Origin of the sequence: Acinetobacter calcoaceticus (genome assembly GCF_051947995.1) — a bacterium.
In the GTDB taxonomy this organism is placed as follows: Bacteria; Pseudomonadota; Gammaproteobacteria; order Pseudomonadales; family Moraxellaceae; genus Acinetobacter.
Genome location: NZ_JBLVVH010000001.1, coordinates 613631 through 631178, shown reverse-complemented (window position 1 = coordinate 631178; position 17548 = coordinate 613631). Strand labels below are relative to the sequence as shown.

Below are 17548 nucleotides of genomic sequence, written 5' to 3'. Positions count from 1 at the left end.
TAATCATTCTGCTTTTTTATCCAATTGATCAGATTCTTGCAAAGTTTGCTGCCATTGCTTCACTTTTACTTGTTTTCTGATCGCTTCAAGGCTTTCAAATACCACCGATTCGACCAGTTCTTCCAGATATTGATTGTCAATATTCAACTGGCTGACTTGCTCGGCAATGTATTGATAATTTTCATTCGGCCGCTGAGCTGATCCCGCGGTAAACGGCTCGATCAAACCCGCACTGATATTCTCACCCAAACGTTGACCAATACTTTGAATCTGTTGTTCGATTCTTCCCCCAACAATCGGGATTAAGCGTAACAGTTGCGTCAGTTCGGGCGTATCTTCAATCGCTTGATTGACAATAACGCCGACTTTTTGGGTAATGAGCGGTTGCTGTTGTTGTAATGCTACAGCAAGTGACTCCTGTAGCATCGAGGCCAAGGTCACCGTAAACAGTTGTCGATGATGATCAACCAGATCATGAATAATTTTTTTATGATGCGAACTGGTTTGCAATTCATGACGGATTCCGTCAATGACGGTAATCACGACACGATCTGATAATTCTTCCATGACCACGCGATAATAAAACACCGCTTTGATGCGGATGCCGTCAGGTACTACTTTATAGCCGAGTTCATATAAACGGTAAGCAATCACGCCTGCACGGAACAAACGTAAAAAACGGAAATACGGAATGATTGCTAGAATTTCATACCAGTGCACAAAAGGAAAGAACCACCAGCGTGCATGATGTTTTTGCACAATCGACAGAAACCAGCGAATGACCAGTTCTACAATTAAAAAGATAATAAACCAGGCTTCTGTGGTAATCACCCACGGGTGTAGGTGAGTCCGGTAAAACTCCAGCACCGTCGGAAGCTGGATGGTATTAAAAAACCAGCTCCCGATATTGCTCATCAGGAAAAAGTTCATGCCTAAGCAGAACAGGTTAAAAACAATAATAAAGACCATAAAAATGTCATAGACCAGAAACAGCTTGAAGAACTTGCTGTTCGGATTGACATAGTTATATTTAGAGTTTTTTCCTGAGTCCGGCTGGGTCATGTCTTACTACAATTCCTTGTGAAACTATTGCTGGTATTTGGCTTTCATTTGGCTAATCAACTGGTCTTTCTCAGACCAGATTTGATCTACCCATTTCTGGAAGCGTTCACGGTAAACGGGATCATCTTCATAATTACCACCAAGTACCCAGTCTGGAATATCTATTTTACGTAAATCCACTGCAATACGAGACACATCACCCAGCCAGAATTCGCCGTAACCTGGCGCACCGTCTGGATAAACAATGGTCATGTCGACCAAAGCATCAATTTTATCACCGAGAATATTCAGTGCTAAAGCCAGACCACCGGCTTTAGGTTTAAGCAGGTTTTGATAAGGAGATTGCTGTGCAGCATGTTTTTCAGGCGTAAAGCGGGTACCTTCTAAATAATTCAGTAAGGTAAAAGGCTGACTGAGTAATTGTTCACAGGCTTTACGTGCTTCCAGCATATCACGCGATTTGAGTTCTGGATTCTTCGCGATTTGTTCTTTGGTATGACGTTTCATCATTGGGAAGCCGAGGATTTTGAATGCCTGCCCGACAAATGGAATAAAAATGAGTTCCCATTTGGTAAAGAAGCGGGTGAGCGGCATACGGGTTAGGCCAAAATACTGATTGACTGTGGTATCGACCCAGCTTTGATGGTTACAGATCATCATATATCGACCTTGCAGATTCAGGTCGAGGCTTTTATCAATACTGATATCCCAGTGTAAATCTGGCAATACATTGTCAATTAACCAGTTATTTACCCCTAACCAGCTATTGGTAATCTGAATATTGGTTTCGTCTACTTTTGATGATTTTTTAAATAATTTGGTTAAACCTAATGCCAGTACAGGAGGGCCATGAAAAAATGTACTTCCTGTAATGACTGAACTAACGGTTAATCCTTTACTGACTTTTTGCAATAAGGACGCTTTTTTATTGGCGTTAGACATAAATCGAGCCTTGAGTGCAGAGGTTTGAAAAAAGAGATGTTCCAACTATAAACAACAGATGTTGAAATACAACTGTATATTTTGAGATGTTGACAATTTTTATATATTTAGGCGGGTTAACCCTACTTTTTCCGATTAAATGTGATTTCAGGACGGGCGGAAGCGGATTGTTTTGTTTGTGATGAGTGTCACATAAAATATTTATTGTGTGAAAACCATAAACATGAAGAAATTGTGATGCTTTATTCAAGCAAAATGCATCAAAATATTACAAAAATACAAATAAAGTGTTTATTATTAACAAAATATCAATGGTCTAGGACTGTTTTCTCATTCATTATTTGTCCAGACAACAAAATACATAGACAGGAGCTACGCAATGCGTGCATTAGTAATTTCAACACTCGTAGGGGCTGGATTGGTACTTTCTGGTTGCCAAACTACAGGTAATAACATCGGTGGCGTAGAATATGACAAATCTGCTTTAGGTGCATTAATTGGTGCAGCAGCAGGTTATGGCGTATCTAAAGGTAACGCAAATACAAGTAAACAAAACAACCGTGCTGCAGCAATCGGTGCTGTGCTTGGTGCTGCTGGTGGTTTATATCTCGACAATAAAGAGAAAAAATTACGTGAGCAAATGGCGGGTACTGGCGTAGAAGTTGGCCGTAACCCAGATGGTTCTGTTCAGTTAATCATGCCTGGCAGCATTACCTTTGATACCAACAAATCAAACATCAAACCTAACTTCTACGGTACTTTAAACAAAGTAGCGCAAACTTTAGGTGAAGATAACAAGAGTGCGATCCTTGTAACGGGTTATACAGATAATACGGGTAACGATTCAATCAACATCCCATTATCTCAAGCACGTGCGCAATCAGTTAAAAACTACTTAGCTGGTCAAGGCGTATCTTCTAGCCGTATCGATGCACAAGGTTATGGTTCTTCTAACCCGATCGCTTCAAACGCGACTGCTGCTGGTAAAGAGCAAAACCGTCGTGTAGAAATCAGCATTTATGCAAAACAGTAATTTTTACTGATTTCTAAAAAACCACCTTCGGGTGGTTTTTTTATTGCCTATTCAGTCAGGCGACAAGCCGTGGCGTAGCATTTGTACAAGGCATCATAATTTATACATATCCCTAGATTTACTATTGGGATTCTAAAACATAGATGTCTATAATTGTGCTCGAAAAATCAGGCTCGGAAACGAGAGAGGAATAACCAATGTCATCTGCCAGTCAACTTAATGACAAGCAACTTGAAGCCATGAAATATGTTCAGGGGCCTTTGTTGGTACTCGCAGGTGCAGGTTCGGGTAAAACATCGGTGATTACCCGAAAAGTGGCTTTCCTGGTACAGCAATGTGGCATTCCGGCTTATCGTATTACGGCAATGACCTTTACCAATAAGGCTGCACGTGAAATGAAGGAGCGTGTCGGTAAATTACTGTCACGTGAAGAAGCAAAAGGGCTTTCGGTTTCGACCTTCCATACCTTTGGTTTGAATTTGCTCCGTCTTGAACTAAAACATTTACCGCTTAAAAACAACTTTTCTATCTTAGATGCGGACGACTGTAAGCGAATCCTGATGGATTTGATGCAGCGTGACAACTTGTCAGGGGCAGAAAGTAAAGAACTGCTTGCCAAGGCAATGAAGAAAATTTCGGACTGGAAAAACGACCTGATCGTTCCAGAACAAGCCCATTCAACTTGTGAAACGGTTGAAGACGTCCAGTTTGCCCATCTTTATCAGCTCTATGAGCGTAACTTGCGTGCCTATAACGCGGTAGACTTTGATGACCTGATCGTCATGCCGACACGTTTGCTTCAGGAAAATGCGGAAGTACGGGATAAGTGGCAAAACCGTGTTCGCTATTTGCTGGTTGATGAATATCAGGATACCAACACTGCGCAGTATACTTTGGTCAAGCTATTGGTGGGGGTGATGGGGCAGTTCACCGCCGTAGGGGATGATGACCAGTCGATTTATGCATGGCGTGGTGCCAAGCCTGAAAATATGGCGTTATTGAAAGAAGACTTCCATAATCTCAAAGTGATTAAGCTTGAACAGAACTATCGCTCGACCAGCCGTATTTTAAAAGCGGCCAATGCCGTGATTGAGAATAACCCGCATATTTTCGACAAGAAATTGTGGAGTGATAAGGGGCATGGTGAAAGTATTCGCGTGATTACCTGCTTAAATGACGATGATGAAGCAGAGCGCGTGGTGAAAGACCTGATCACGCATAAGTTGATGAACGGTAAAAACTGGAAAGATTATGCGATCTTGTATCGTGGTAACTTCCAGGCTCGCGTGATCGAAACCCAACTGCGTCAGATGCAGATTCCTTATAAATTGTCGGGTGGTCAGTCCTTCTTCGCGCGTGCCGAGATTAAGGATGTGATGAGCTATTTGCGTCTTATCATTAACCCTGAAGATGACAGTGCATTCTTGCGTATTATTAATACGCCAAAACGTGCCATTGGCCCGGTGACTTTGGAAAAACTCGGTTTATTTGCACAGGAGAATACCCTGTCTTTGCTTACGGCATCGTCTGATCAGCGCCTAAGCATGGTGTTGCCGAAGAAAGCGGCCACCCAATTGCATGAGTTTGCAGATTTTATCGCGACATTTACCCGTGAGTTACTTGATGATGATGAGCCGATGCCAAAGGTTCGTCAAATGATCAATGAAGCGGGCTATATCGATTATATCCGTGAACAGGCCGCAACGCCTGCTCAGGAAAAAACCAAGCTCGACAGTATCGAAAGTTTGTATAGCAGTATTCAAAATCTATTGAATCGAACTGATGATGTCGATGAGAAAAATATTGAAAGTGTAATTCGTAAACTGGTATTGCTGGATATGCTTGAGCAGCAACAGGAAGAAGAAGACACCGATAAAGTGAACTTGTTGACATTGCATGCGGCAAAAGGTCTGGAGTTCCCTTATGTGTATATGATTGGTCTGGAAGAAGAACTGTTACCGCATAAGAACTCGATTGCATCGGAAACTATCGAAGAAGAACGCCGTTTGATGTATGTGGGCATTACCCGTGCGCGTCAAGGTCTGACTTTGACACTGGCAGAACAGCGTAAGAATGGCGGGCAAATGCGTCAAATGACCCCAAGTCGTTTTCTGGACGAAATGCCGCAAGATGATCTGGAATGGCATGGTCGTAAAAAGAAACTGGCGCCGAATGTTGATCCAAAAGAGCAGGCACAGCAGTATCTTGCCAATTTAAAAGCACTGTTGAAACGATAAGAGTTTGTAAGTAGGAAGTTGTAATGAAAGTCCAAGTTAAAGTATTAGATGCGCGTTTAGGTCAAGAGTGGGCTTTGCCTTCTTATGCAACCACAGGTTCGGCAGGTTTAGATTTACGTGCATGTTTAGATGCAGCGATTGATATTGCACCAGGTGAAACGGTTCTAGTGAAAACCGGTTTGGCAATTTATATCGAAGATCCAAACTTTGCAGGTTTGATTTTGCCGCGTTCAGGTCTAGGTCATAAACACGGGATCGTTTTAGGTAACCTGGTCGGTTTGATTGATTCGGATTATCAAGGCGAATTGATGGTCTCGGTCTGGAACCGTGGTCAAAACACCTTCCGTTTAGAGCCAGGTGAGCGTTTGGCACAATATGTTCTGGTACCTGTGGTACAAGCCGAGTTTGAACAAGTCAGTGAATTTGTAGCAACCGAGCGTGGTGCTGGCGGTTTCGGGCATACTGGACAGCAATAATTTCCGGTAAATATCACTTAAAATGCAATGTTTTACTGGGAAACGTTGCATTTTTCATATTGATTGTTTGTTTAAAGTATATTACAAAGCAACTGATTAATTATTTTAATTTTTCTGAACAAGGGTTAGTTAATTACTTAATAATTTCGCCATTTTTGCATAATCAGAATGATTATAAAAATAGGGGCTTGCTGTGAATATACAACAAACATTTCCTTTGAATATTTTCCGTGCCTATGATATTCGCGGAAAACTTTCAAATCTCACACCAAATATTATTTGTTCAATTGCGCATGCCCTAGCTTTACACTATAAAAATGCTGGACAGAATCAGGTCGTGGTAGGCTATGATGCGCGATTAAGTAGTCCTCATTATGCTGAAATTATTCAGCACGTTCTTCAGCAACAAGGGGTGCAAGTCACCAATATCGGTTGCTGCTCATCGCCGATGATGTATTATATTGCCCGTGATTTTGGGGGTAATGGCATTATGGTCACCGCCAGTCATAATCCAAAGTCCGATAATGGCATTAAATGGATTATGAAAGGGGAGCCTCCGAGTCCAGAGATGATTCAATCCGTTGGACAACTTGCCCAGATTTCCCAGCCCGCCTCAAAAGAAAATTTCACTGCCGATATCCGACCGCATCAGATCGTTTCTCAATATTGTTTGCATTACCAACAGTCCTTAATTGATGATATTCATCTGGTACGTCCCTTAAAAGTGGCTTTGGATGGTTTACATGGCTCGGCAGGCCGTTGTGCAAAACAAGTGCTGGAAAAGTTAGGCTGTGAGGTGATCGCATTACGTTGCGAAGCCAATGGACATTTCCCTGATCATGCCCCCGATCCTTCCCATGCCGAGCATTTAAAGCAGTTACAGGCCATGATCCTTTCAGAACAGGCAGAACTGGGTATTGCTCTGGATGGTGATGGGGATCGGGTTGTATTGCTGGATGAGCAGGCGAATATTATTAGCCCTGACCGTTTGTTATCCCTATTTGCACAAATCTGTTTACAGCAGCATCCGCAAAAAGAAATTGTATTTGATGTGAAATGCTCGCGTATGGTGGCGGATACGATTCAGCAACTGGCAGGCCATGCCAAAATGATCCGGACAGGAAGTAGCTTTTTACGGGCCTATTTATCTCAATCCAAAGGCGAAGCCATTTTTGGCGGAGAATATGCAGGTCATTATGTCTTTAATGACGGACGTGGTTATGGCTATGATGACGGTCTCTATGCGGCTCTGCGAGTGATGGAATATCTGACCCAATCAACTGCAAAAAGCTTGTCTGAATTACTGAGTATTTATCCTGAACGTTACTGTACAGAAGATACCTATATCAGTACCCATGATGCCAACCCGCAACAGGTTTTAAATGAAATAGAGATTTTAAGTCACCGTTTAGGCGCACGTTTAAGTAAAATAGATGGGGTAAGACTTGATTTTGACGATGGTTTTGGCATTATTCGAGCATCAAATACGGGTGAATATTTTACCGTCCGCTTCGATGCAGACAATCCGGACCGGTTAATCGACATTCGCCAGAAGTTTGTTTCCATGTTACAAGATCATTATCCACAGATTGCACAAGAACTCGCACAGGCTTAATAAGGAGAGACGCATGCCACATGAGCATATCGGCATTGATAAAGCAAAAATTTTGATTGAAGCTTTGCCGTATATCCAACGATTTGCAGGAAAAACGTTGGTTGTAAAATATGGTGGTAATGCGATGACTGATCCTGAACTGGAAAGCTCATTTGCCCGTGATATCGTGTTATTAAAAACGGTCGGTTTAAATCCGATCGTTGTCCATGGTGGCGGTCCACAAGTAGATTCATTATTAAAACGTCTAGGGCAGGAATCTGACCGAATTGATGGCATGCGCGTAACCGATGAAGCGACCATGGAAGTGGTTGAGATGGTATTGGGCGGTAGTGTCAATAAATCGATTGTGAATCTGATTAACAAACATGGTGGTCGTGCCATTGGTTTAACCGGTAAAGATGGTAATTTGCTGCGTGCACGCAAATTGTTGATGGAAAAACAGGAAGCAGATGGTTCCATTTCACAAATTGATTTGGGCATGGTTGGCGAAGTCACAGGTGTAAAAACCGACGTCCTTGAAATGTTTACCCAAAGTGATTTTATTCCTGTCATTGCACCGCTTGGTGTCGATGAAGAAGGCAATACTTATAATATCAATGCAGACCTTGTGGCTGGAAAAGTTGCAGAAGCGTTAGGTGCAGAAAAACTGATCTTATTAACCAATATCACTGGTGTACTGGATGAAAATAAGAACCTGTTGACGGGTTTAACTACGCAAGAAGTTGACCGTTTGATTGAAACAGGTGTGATTTACGGTGGCATGATTCCAAAAGTCGGTTGTGCGCTAGATGCAGTTAAAGGTGGTGTGGTGAGTGCGCATATCGTTGATGGGCGTGTACCGCATGCAAGTTTGTTAGAAATCTTTACCGATCATGGGGTCGGGACTTTAATTACCAATCGGGTGAAGCATTAATTCTGCCGATTAAAAACTGAGGCCTGAATAGGGCCTCTTTTTTTTCGTCATGTGTTGTTCATGTTTTAGTCATCTCAATGTCATTTACGCGCTTTAAGGTAAAGCTAGTCATAAGGAGCTTTCATTATGCTAGAAAAATTAAATCAATATCGTCAGACATTGACTTTACCTTTACGCCACAAACCAGCTCAAAACCAGTTCCGTTTTGAATGGGTGGATAATTTAAAAGAATTACAAGATGTACAACGTTTTAGAGCCACGCAATTTAGCCATCAGTTTGGCATGTCTTTTGAAGACGGTTTAGATCAGGACCTGTATGATTTTGGCTGCGAACATGCTGTTTTACGAGAGAAATGGACAGGTGAAATTGTTGCCTATACCCGCTTGAAATTATTTCAAGGCCATGAAATCGGGCAGAGCTACAGCGCGCAAGAATTCGAAATTGTTCCGCATTTATCACATTTACCGAGTGTTTTAGAAATTGGCCGAACCTGTGTTCACCCTCAATTTCGTTCTGGTAAAGCACTCTCCATGCTATGGTTGAACCTGGTGCCTAAAGTATTATGGTCAATGCGTGCCAAATATTTAATGGGCTGTGTCAGTATCCATTTAGACGATAATCTGGCCCGTGCCTATTATACCCATCGCCAGATTCAGCAACTGGGTGAGCATCAAAGTATTGATATTCGTTCAAAGCGTATTTTTGAACCAGAACGCCCGGACTATAGTTTTCCGCAGGATGAGCGCATGCCAAAACTATTCCAGACTTATTTGGGCATGCAGTCGAAACTTTCAAAACAGGCATTTTATGATGAAGACTTTAAGTGTCTGGATTATTTTGTGTTTCTGGAAGTGAACAAGATTGCCATGTCTTTTGTCATGAACAAAATGGTGCAACGCTAGTGCTTTATCATTCTTAATCTAATAGTGAGCACATATTCAGATTTACAAGCGATCTCAACCTCATGCACAATAGGCATAGATGTTAGATAGTTAAAAGATATGTGCCAGCTATTAGGAATGAATTGTGCTACCCCGACAGATATTACCTTTTCGTTTCGTGGGTTTTCCCAACGAGCAGGGGTCACGTCTGATCATTGTGATGGTTTTGGTATCGCATTCTTTGAAGATAAAGCCTGCCGCCTGTTTGTTGATAATCAGTCCGCAGTCGAATCTCCGATTGCCGATCTGATTCGTAACTATCCGATCAAGTCCCGCAATGTGATTGCGCATATCCGTAAAGCGACACAAGGCAAAATCAATCTGGAGAACTCACATCCTTTCTTGCGAGAGTTGTGGGGCCGACACTGGATTTTTGCCCATAATGGCGATTTGCATGACTTTAAACCTGAATTAAGCGGTCGTTTTGAGCCTGTTGGTAATACCGATAGTGAACTGGCATTTTGTTATTTGCTGGATCAGATGGTTGAAGCATTTGGCTACACCGAGCCAAGTCTAGAAGAAATTTTTTCATTATTGGAGCGTATTTCTCCACAAATTGCCGAGCATGGAACTTTTAATTTCTGCTTGTCGAACGGTAAGGCGCTATATAGCTATGCCACCACCAAATTGCACTGGCTGGTACGTGAATATCCCTTTCAGCATGCACATTTAATTGATCTCGATGTTGAAGTTGATTTTAGTCAGGTTACGACGCCCGAAGATCGTGTGGCAGTGATTACCACAGAACCTTTAACGCATAACGAAGCATGGACTGCGTACCAGCCTGGGGAAATGATTTTATTTCAATGCGGTAAACCGATTTTACATGCTTTAACCCGAGTCGAGCGTTTAATTCGTGAGGCAGAAAATCCGGCATTAAAAAGAGTAACCAGAGCAGACCAATATTAATAACAATGATATAACCGGAAGTTATGTTTTAACGGTTTTTTGATTCAGAAATACTGCTTATTTTTCTGGTTATATCAATAAAATTAGATAGATAGTTTTTCTTGGTGGTTAAAAAATACTTGAGTGTTTTGATCGGCAAAAATATTAAATTAAATATAAAACAAGAGCTTATTATATTTTATAGATGAAAAGTGTAAACCTGACAAAAATGCTGCGTTTTTATTTAAATACTTTATCGATATTATATTTGTATTCAATAAATCAAATATGGTTTGGGGTTCGATATGGGTATGAAATGGTCTGTCGAATATAATACAGGAATCGAGGTGATCGATGATCAACATCGTCGTATTCTAGATTATATTAATGAAATTGATGAATTAAAAGAAGACGATGACCGTGCAAAGTTAAAGGGGATTCTGGATAATATTATTGATTATACCCAGTCTCATTTTACCTTTGAAGAAAGTTTGCAGGAAGAAGCAAATTATAAGTATCGTGTACCGCATAAGCGAGTTCATGACTTATTTATCAAAAAGATAGAGACTTATCGTCAACGTTTTGAATTGGGGCAGGAAATTGATAGTGAGCTACATGAAGCACTATCAAAGTGGTTGATTAATCATATTCGTCATGATGATGCTGATTATGTTGGTGCTGTCAAAGAAAATATGATTGGTATTATTAAAGAAAATGAAAAGAAAAAAGGGAAAAACTGGTTTTCTCGATTCTTCTCATAATAATAAGATAATAAAAAAAGATCCCTTGTTATAAAAAATAATAAGGTTGGTATGAGTGATATACAGGGGGTCGAATGAATAAAATAATAACTGGTGCGCAGCAAATCACCTTATGGGGTGATTTGCTTTTTTCTTTCGATATCTTTTGTTTTGATTTTCAAGCGTGAGAAAGGCAAAATAGATTGAATATTTCATTGCAAACTCCATAAAGCGCAATGAGTTCAAAGATTTTTCAAGGAATGCATTATGCAGGACACAACTCTGTCACGCTGGTTTGCCCCAGTGATGGCGTTTTGCCTATCTTTTGTCATGATTACCACATTGGCACCGACGGTGGGGATCCAGATTGATCGTCAATTCGATTTCTGGTTGCTCTGGTTAGGGACCATGATTTTATTGGCACTGCCAATCGGCTATCTTGAAATCGCTTTAGCAAAGCGTTCACAAACCACTGCATTGCAAGCACTTTCAAGCCTGACACGTGATGCCGATGCTTCACCAAGATGGCGTTTAGTTGGCTGGTTAGCAGTTGTTTTCGTCCCGTTTTTTGCAGGTAGCGTATTAAGCACTGCAAGCCATGTGGTGAATGAGCAACTGGCATCTAATATTTCGAGCCAGATCCTGTTCGCGATTCTTGCAATTGTGGCATTTGCACTTTCTTTTATTCCTCGTCAATTCCTGATTGTCCTGACAACGATTGGTGTGATTGCTGCGTTCATCTTGGCAAATGTCATGGGAACCCAGTTACAGGCATGGCACTGGACAGGTGTGGAGTTTAAAGAGTGGGGTAATGCCACCGTGCTGGCCTTGGTCGCAAGTGGTTTAGGTTTGGGCTTATATTGGCAGAGTAGTCTGGCAATAGTGAAAAAGCAGGAAGCTGCAACCACTTCAGTGTTGCCGATCTGGATAGCTCAACTGCTTGCCGTGATTGCATTTGGTTTCTTCTCGATTCAGGCTCAGTTGCCTGCGTTGGCTTGGGGTTTTGCTGCCCTGATGTCGGCTGCCTTATTAATCCAGTTTGCAAAAGAGCAACTGGCGCAGCGCCAGCTGGCGATTGTAGTGCAATGGGCAATTTTACTTGCAGCCGTTGCAGTATGGGCAGTGCCTCAAGTTGAGCAAGTTTTTAATACTGTATTGATGCTATGGGGACTGGTCATTTGCCTGATCTATGCCATCTTTGCTGGCTGGATCATGAAGATCAGTCATCTGCGTAAAGCCATGGGCTTTAGCAATGAGCTGTTCTATAACCTCTGGCGTATTGCGATCCGTATTGTGTTACCCCTTTCAATTGTAGTCGCGATTATTGCGGTTATTGGGCAAGTGATCTAATGGAACAGGTCAAACAGGTTTGGGTTGCTTATACAACACCTGAGCAGCAATTTCATCTTGCTGTTGAATTCAGTGAGGGGATGACGGCCCAGCAGGCCATTGATGCCAGTGGTCTAGCCGGGAAGGTGAGTCTGCCAGAAGTTTTACAACTGGGAATCTTTGGCAACAAGATTGAAGCAGATACTGAGCTACAAGCCGGTGATCGTGTCGAGATCTATCGTCCTTTAACCATCAATCCCAAAGATATCCGTCGGAAACGGGCAGAAAAGAATCCGGTAGGACGATTTATCAAGGGCAATCGTTTTAGACCATCAAGTTCATAAAGAAAACCCCTCACGATTATCTCGATGAGGGGTTTCTTTTTATGGCAAAGCCGTTATAGTGGGGGCGCAGTTAAAATCGCTTCTTTTGATGCCGGTAAACCAGGTTGTGATTCTGGAATCGTATCTAAGCCTTCCAGACGTTCAACATTACCATTCGCATCAAAATAAATTTTTAAATGCTGGCCGTGTGCCGCAGGTATTTTTGCTTTTTTGGCATAAGTTCCTGGGATGTAGTTATAGATGTAGTCCCAACGTAACGGATTCAAAGGATCTGTAACTGTTGGACTACCAAGCAAGAAACGGACTTGCTGAAAGCTCATGCCCACTTGTACTTGAGATGCTTGTGCTTTGGTTAATGGTGTTCCCTGTGGAATATCGACTTTATAAACACCAAAGACTGAACAACCGCTAAGTACTGAAGTGACGAACAACGCCAGCATGATTTTTTGCATTTTGCTACACTATCCTGATAAATGATGATGCATTTGGTTCAAGGATAGATCATACTGCATCTAAACTCTATTGCCTATTCCAACTTAAGATTTGTTGAGAGACCTTTTTTTATGCCGATTTCCAATCAAGACTTACGCAAAGCTGGACTTAAAGTTACCCTTCCTCGTATTAAGATTTTGGAATTATTAGAAAATTCAAAACAACATCATTTAAGTGCTGAAGATATTTATAAAACTTTGCTTGAGCAAGGTGAAGATGTAGGTCTAGCAACGGTTTACCGTGTGTTAACACAATTCGAAGCTGCCGGTATCATTCAGCGTCACCATTTTGAAAACAACCATTCTGTTTTTGAAATCATGCAAGAAGATCATCATGATCACCTCGTTTGCTTGAACTGTAACAAAGTTGTTGAATTTACAAATGATATTATTGAGCAAGAGCAACATGCGGTTGCCGATAAACATCAATTTGCCTTAACTGGCCATTCTTTAAACCTTTACGGATATTGCAGTGATGCAGAATGCCAAGAGGCTTATCGTAAAAAATAAGCACTGTTGGGTTAATATTTTTAAAGTTCACGAAAATTGAACAAATAAAAAGGGAAGGTTACAAAAACCTTCCCTTTTTTTAATGGCTTAGTTTGAACTATTGTCCATCAAAGGTAATGTTACGGCTGGCACTTAATAACTGGTCTGCGCCTTCTTCGGAAAGTTTGATGGTGAGACGCAAGTCGTTTGGCGAATCGGCATGCTTTAAGGCATCTTTGTAAGTGATCTGTCCTGCCTTATAAAGGTCGAATAGGGCTTGGTCAAAGGTCTGCATACCCAACTCACGTGAACGCTTCATCAGGTCTTTAATCTCGTGAATTTCACCCTTACGGATATAGTCGGCCAGAAGTGGGGTATTAATCAGAATCTCAATCGCAGCACGACGTGAATTACCATCAGGCGTCGGAATCAGCTGTTGCGCCACTAAGGCTTTTAAGTTCAGCGACAGGTCCATATACAACTGACTGTGACGATCAGCTTCAAAGAAGTGAATAATACGATCTAAGGCCTGGTTGGCATTGTTGGCGTGCAGGGTCGCGAGTACCAAGTGTCCTGTTTCTGCGAAGGCAATCGCGTAGTCCATGGTTTCACGCGAACGGATCTCACCAATCAGGATCACATCCGGTGCCTGACGTAGGGTATTTTTCAAGGCCACTTCAAATGAATCGGTATCAATGCCGACTTCGCGTTGCGTCACAATGCAGCCTGCATGTTGGTGTACGAATTCGATCGGGTCTTCAATGGTAATAATATGGCCTTTGGAATTCTGGTTACGGAAACCGATCATCGAAGCAAGGGAAGTCGACTTACCTGTACCTGTTGCCCCTACAAAAATGATGATACCGCGTTTGGTCATCGCCAGTTCTTTCAGTACTTCAGGCAGTTTCAGGTCATCCATGGTGGGGATATGGGTCTCGATCTTACGTAACACCATGCCCGGCATATCACGTTGCTGAAAGGCACTGACACGGAAACGGGCCGTTTTTTCACGATTCATGATCGCGAAGTTACATTCACGGGTATCGGCAAATTCTTTACGCTGTTTATCCGTCATGATGGACTGTACCAGTTGACCGACGATTTCCCCAGACAGCTTGGTTTTTGAAACAGGCACAATCTGCCCGTTAATTTTCATTGAAGGTTCAACATCCGCCGTGACAAATAAGTCTGAGGCATTCTGCTGAATCATCAAATTGAGTAAGTCATTAAAGTCCATGATATTTCTCTAATCCCTTTATTTTTATAGGAATGACTCGGGTTGTTTCGCTACGGTACGTGCCGTTTGCGGGCTGATTAAACCTTTGGACACTAATGTTTTCAAACTTTGATCCAATGTGGTCATACCGTAGTTGGCACCTGTCTGGATCGCTGAGTACATTTGCGCGACTTTATTTTCACGTACAAGGTTACGGATTGCCGGAATCCCGATCATGATTTCATGTGCAGCAACACGACCACCGCCATTCTTTTTCAATAAGGTTTGTGAAATCACGGCTTGTAGAGATTCGGACAACATGGCACGTACCATGTCTTTTTCTTCAGCAGGGAATACGTCGATGACACGGTCAATGGTTTTTGCGGCAGAGGTGGTATGCAGGGTACCAAATACCAGGTGGCCGGTTTCCGCAGCTGTTAATGCCAGTCGAATGGTTTCCAGGTCACGCATCTCACCGACCAGAATAATGTCCGGGTCTTCACGTAGGGCAGAACGCAGGGCCTCATTAAAGCCATGCGTATCACGGTGCACTTCACGCTGGTTGATCAGGCATTTCTTCGACTGGTGTACAAATTCGATTGGATCTTCGACTGTAAGAATATGGTCATAACGGTTTTCATTAATATAGTCGATCATTGCCGCGAGGGTCGTTGACTTACCTGAACCTGTCGGGCCTGTCACCAAGACAATTCCACGTGGATAATCACAAATTTCCTTGAAAATTGTACCGAGCCCTAAATCTTCCATCGTCAGGACTTTAGAAGGAATGGTACGGAACACGGCACCAGCGCCACGGTTCTGGTTGAAGGCATTCACACGGAAACGGGCAATATTCGGTACTTCAAACGAAAAGTCAGTTTCTAGGTCTTCTTCAAAATCACGACGTTGTTTATCATTCATAATGTCGTACACTAGACGGTGTACATCTTTATGTTCCAGTGCTGGCAAGTTGATACGACGGACTTCACCATCTACGCGAATCATAGGAGGCATACCCGCTGAAAGGTGTAAATCTGACGCACCGTTTTTAACCGAAAAGGCGAGTAATTCTGTAATATCCATAATTTCCCCGAAACAAACTCAAAAAGTCTCATTATTTTGTAGAATAATATAAGGCTTTCATTCCGGCTTACCAACACCTTAAAGAATGGGAAAGCAAAAAAACATTTCGTAAATGAGAACTGTGTCAATGAATCAATCGCAACAATCCCGCCAAACTGTTTTAAATCAAATAGAACACGCCTGTCAGCAAGTTCGGCGAGATCCTGCGACTGTGCAATTGTTAGCCGTTTCAAAGACTCATCCTGCTTCAAGCTTAAGAGACATGTACGCAGTGGGGCAGCGTTGTTTTGGTGAAAATTATCTACAGGAAGCCTTGGGAAAAATTGAGGAATTACAGGATTTAGAGATCGAATGGCATTTTATTGGGCATGTACAGCGCAACAAAACCAAGCCTCTGGCTGAGAAATTTGACTGGGTGCATGGGGTTGACCGTTTGATTATTGCCGAGCGTTTATCTAAGCAACGTCTGGAATCGCAAGCACCGTTGAACATTTGTCTGCAAGTGAATATTGATGGGCAAGCATCTAAAGACGGTTGTCAGCCAGAACAAGTGGCTGAACTGGTTGAGAATATTAGCCAGCTTCCACATATCCGCTTACGTGGCTTGATGGTGATTCCTGCACCTGACAATCATGCGGCATTTGCACAAGCTAAAGTGTTATTTGACCAAGTGAAATCTCAACATGCGCAACCGCAAGACTGGGATACCTTGAGTATGGGCATGTCGGCAGATCTGGAAGCAGCGATTGCAGCAGGTTCAACCATGGTCAGAGTTGGGACAGCATTGTTTGGTGCAAGGGATTATTCAGTAAAAGCCTAAAGAACTGTTGTCGGTTTTGACTTACACGTACTGGTCTCTTTAGCGACTATAGATAATGGTCTTTTTAACTTAATATGACTTTATCAGGAACAGGATGTTTCGTATAAGAACAATAATGAGTGTTGAATGGAATCAGGTACGACAGGAGTTATACCTTTGCAGAATCTAAAAAAGTCTCGACAGGATGTCGGGGCTTTTTAGTTTTAATTATAGTTTTTATTCAATTCAAATGGTTTTCAAAAGATCGATCAGGTTTGTATAGTAGTGTAGCGTTGCATCAGCGATTAATGACGTTATTGATGGATCAGGATGAAAGAAAATGGTTTTCATCCCAACAGCCTTTGCACCTTGTATGTCTGCCACTTCATTATCACCGACAAAGATACAATTTTTCGGACAAACATCAAGTTCTTTACAGCATAAGAGAAAAATTTCAGGATCGGGTTTTCTGATCCCGACTGCTTCAGAAATAATAATGCTTGAAAAGAATGTCGTCAGACCCAGAGCATAAAAATTATGTTCTTGAAAGGAGGTTCTACCATTAGAAATTAGTCCAATCAGATAACCTTGTTCTCTCAGTTCAATAATTGTGCTTTCTACATTCTTAAAGCAACATGAAAATTTATTAAAATCATTAATATAGCTGGATAAAAGCCTATCATATGTAACATGATCAATTGAAAACTCATGAATGAGTTGTTCATAAACGCTATCTTTCCAAATTTTTCCATTATCATCCAGTTCAAGAAAACGCTGAATGAAGAACTCCTTTTTCATAGTAGAAACTAATTGGAAAAAATTGATCTGCCAATTTAAGAATTTTATTAAGGAGGTTGTTCTATCCAGTATGGTTTGATCAAGGTCAAAGATAATGGCTTTCTTAGGAATCATTAGATCTCAGTATTGTGATTATTCAATCATCATAAAA

Annotated in this window: 18 protein-coding genes; 12 read left to right on the top strand and 6 right to left on the bottom strand. The window is 41.8% G+C overall.

Translation table 11 applies throughout. The features are described 5' to 3' along the window. Positions 1-3: 3 nt before the first annotated feature. Positions 4-1062 (bottom strand): preprotein translocase subunit SecA, encoded by a 1059-nt coding sequence (locus ACNQO6_RS03060; RefSeq protein WP_440208046.1) that lies wholly within the window; start codon positions 1060-1062, stop codon positions 4-6. A gap of 24 nt (positions 1063-1086) precedes the next feature. Beyond that, positions 1087-2004, bottom strand: a complete 918-nt coding sequence (locus ACNQO6_RS03055) for an acyltransferase (protein WP_343579631.1) — start codon at positions 2002-2004, stop codon at positions 1087-1089. Positions 2005-2383: 379 nt separating this feature from the next. Here ACNQO6_RS03055 and ACNQO6_RS03050 point away from each other — a divergent pair, with 379 nt between their 5' ends. The 10 genes from ACNQO6_RS03050 to ACNQO6_RS03005 all read left to right on the top strand — a co-directional run bounded on the left by ACNQO6_RS03050 (position 2384) and on the right by ACNQO6_RS03005 (position 12521). Beyond that, positions 2384-3037 carry an OmpA family protein gene (locus tag ACNQO6_RS03050; protein ID WP_004655170.1) on the top strand — a complete coding sequence of 218 codons (654 nt, stop codon included), beginning with the start codon at positions 2384-2386 and terminating at the stop codon, positions 3035-3037. Positions 3038-3234: 197 nt separating this feature from the next. Continuing rightward, the gene (gene rep / locus ACNQO6_RS03045) at positions 3235-5274 is read left to right on the top strand and encodes a DNA helicase Rep (RefSeq protein WP_005229067.1); all 2040 of its coding nucleotides are present in this window, start codon (positions 3235-3237) and stop codon (positions 5272-5274) included. A 23-nt stretch (positions 5275-5297) separates the two neighbouring features. Beyond that, entirely contained in the window at positions 5298-5750 is a 453-nt protein-coding gene (gene dut, locus ACNQO6_RS03040) for a dUTP diphosphatase (protein WP_005229068.1), read from the top strand. Between the two features lie 193 nt (positions 5751-5943). After that, a complete protein-coding gene (locus ACNQO6_RS03035; protein ID WP_440208045.1) occupies positions 5944-7365 on the top strand; it encodes a phosphomannomutase/phosphoglucomutase in 1422 nt (473 codons plus the stop codon). Positions 7366-7378: 13 nt separating this feature from the next. Further along, positions 7379-8278 carry an acetylglutamate kinase gene (gene argB / locus ACNQO6_RS03030; protein WP_262765272.1) on the top strand — a complete coding sequence of 300 codons (900 nt, stop codon included), beginning with the start codon at positions 7379-7381 and terminating at the stop codon, positions 8276-8278. Between the two features lie 126 nt (positions 8279-8404). After that, entirely contained in the window at positions 8405-9181 is a 777-nt protein-coding gene (locus ACNQO6_RS03025; RefSeq protein ID WP_005229071.1) for a GNAT family N-acetyltransferase, read from the top strand. A gap of 99 nt (positions 9182-9280) precedes the next feature. Continuing rightward, positions 9281-10129, top strand: coding sequence for a class II glutamine amidotransferase (locus ACNQO6_RS03020; RefSeq protein WP_343579628.1), 849 nt, complete (start codon positions 9281-9283; stop codon positions 10127-10129). Positions 10130-10413: 284 nt separating this feature from the next. Further along, positions 10414-10869 carry a bacteriohemerythrin gene (locus ACNQO6_RS03015; protein WP_004770972.1) on the top strand — a complete coding sequence of 152 codons (456 nt, stop codon included), beginning with the start codon at positions 10414-10416 and terminating at the stop codon, positions 10867-10869. Positions 10870-11115: 246 nt separating this feature from the next. After that, a complete protein-coding gene (locus ACNQO6_RS03010; protein WP_440208044.1) occupies positions 11116-12198 on the top strand; it encodes a hypothetical protein in 1083 nt (360 codons plus the stop codon). Continuing rightward, positions 12198-12521: an RnfH family protein gene (locus tag ACNQO6_RS03005; protein WP_440208043.1), complete on the top strand. Its 324-nt coding sequence runs from the start codon at positions 12198-12200 to the stop codon at positions 12519-12521. Before ACNQO6_RS03010 ends, ACNQO6_RS03005 begins: the two co-directional genes overlap by 1 nt. Before the next feature lie 53 nt (positions 12522-12574). Here the strand turns inward: ACNQO6_RS03005 and ACNQO6_RS03000 are convergent, their stop codons facing one another. Beyond that, positions 12575-12973, bottom strand: a complete 399-nt coding sequence (locus ACNQO6_RS03000) for an outer membrane protein assembly factor BamE (RefSeq protein WP_004770975.1) — start codon at positions 12971-12973, stop codon at positions 12575-12577. A 111-nt stretch (positions 12974-13084) separates the two neighbouring features. Between ACNQO6_RS03000 and fur the strand changes: the two genes are divergently transcribed. Continuing rightward, the gene (fur, locus tag ACNQO6_RS02995; protein ID WP_004770976.1) at positions 13085-13522 is read left to right on the top strand and encodes a ferric iron uptake transcriptional regulator; all 438 of its coding nucleotides are present in this window, start codon (positions 13085-13087) and stop codon (positions 13520-13522) included. A 97-nt stretch (positions 13523-13619) separates the two neighbouring features. On the opposite strand, the gene ACNQO6_RS02990 is transcribed toward fur, so the two are convergent. Continuing rightward, positions 13620-14738 carry a PilT/PilU family type 4a pilus ATPase gene (locus ACNQO6_RS02990; protein WP_004770977.1) on the bottom strand — a complete coding sequence of 373 codons (1119 nt, stop codon included), beginning with the start codon at positions 14736-14738 and terminating at the stop codon, positions 13620-13622. Positions 14739-14762: 24 nt separating this feature from the next. Then, positions 14763-15800, bottom strand: a complete 1038-nt coding sequence (locus ACNQO6_RS02985) for a type IV pilus twitching motility protein PilT (RefSeq protein ID WP_005229075.1) — start codon at positions 15798-15800, stop codon at positions 14763-14765. A gap of 127 nt (positions 15801-15927) precedes the next feature. Between ACNQO6_RS02985 and ACNQO6_RS02980 the strand changes: the two genes are divergently transcribed. Continuing rightward, positions 15928-16620, top strand: a complete 693-nt coding sequence (locus ACNQO6_RS02980; protein WP_343579623.1) for a YggS family pyridoxal phosphate-dependent enzyme — start codon at positions 15928-15930, stop codon at positions 16618-16620. A 225-nt stretch (positions 16621-16845) separates the two neighbouring features. Here the strand turns inward: ACNQO6_RS02980 and ACNQO6_RS02975 are convergent, their stop codons facing one another. Further along, a complete protein-coding gene (locus ACNQO6_RS02975; protein WP_343579622.1) occupies positions 16846-17511 on the bottom strand; it encodes an HAD family hydrolase in 666 nt (221 codons plus the stop codon). Between the last annotated feature and the right edge of the window lie 37 nt (positions 17512-17548).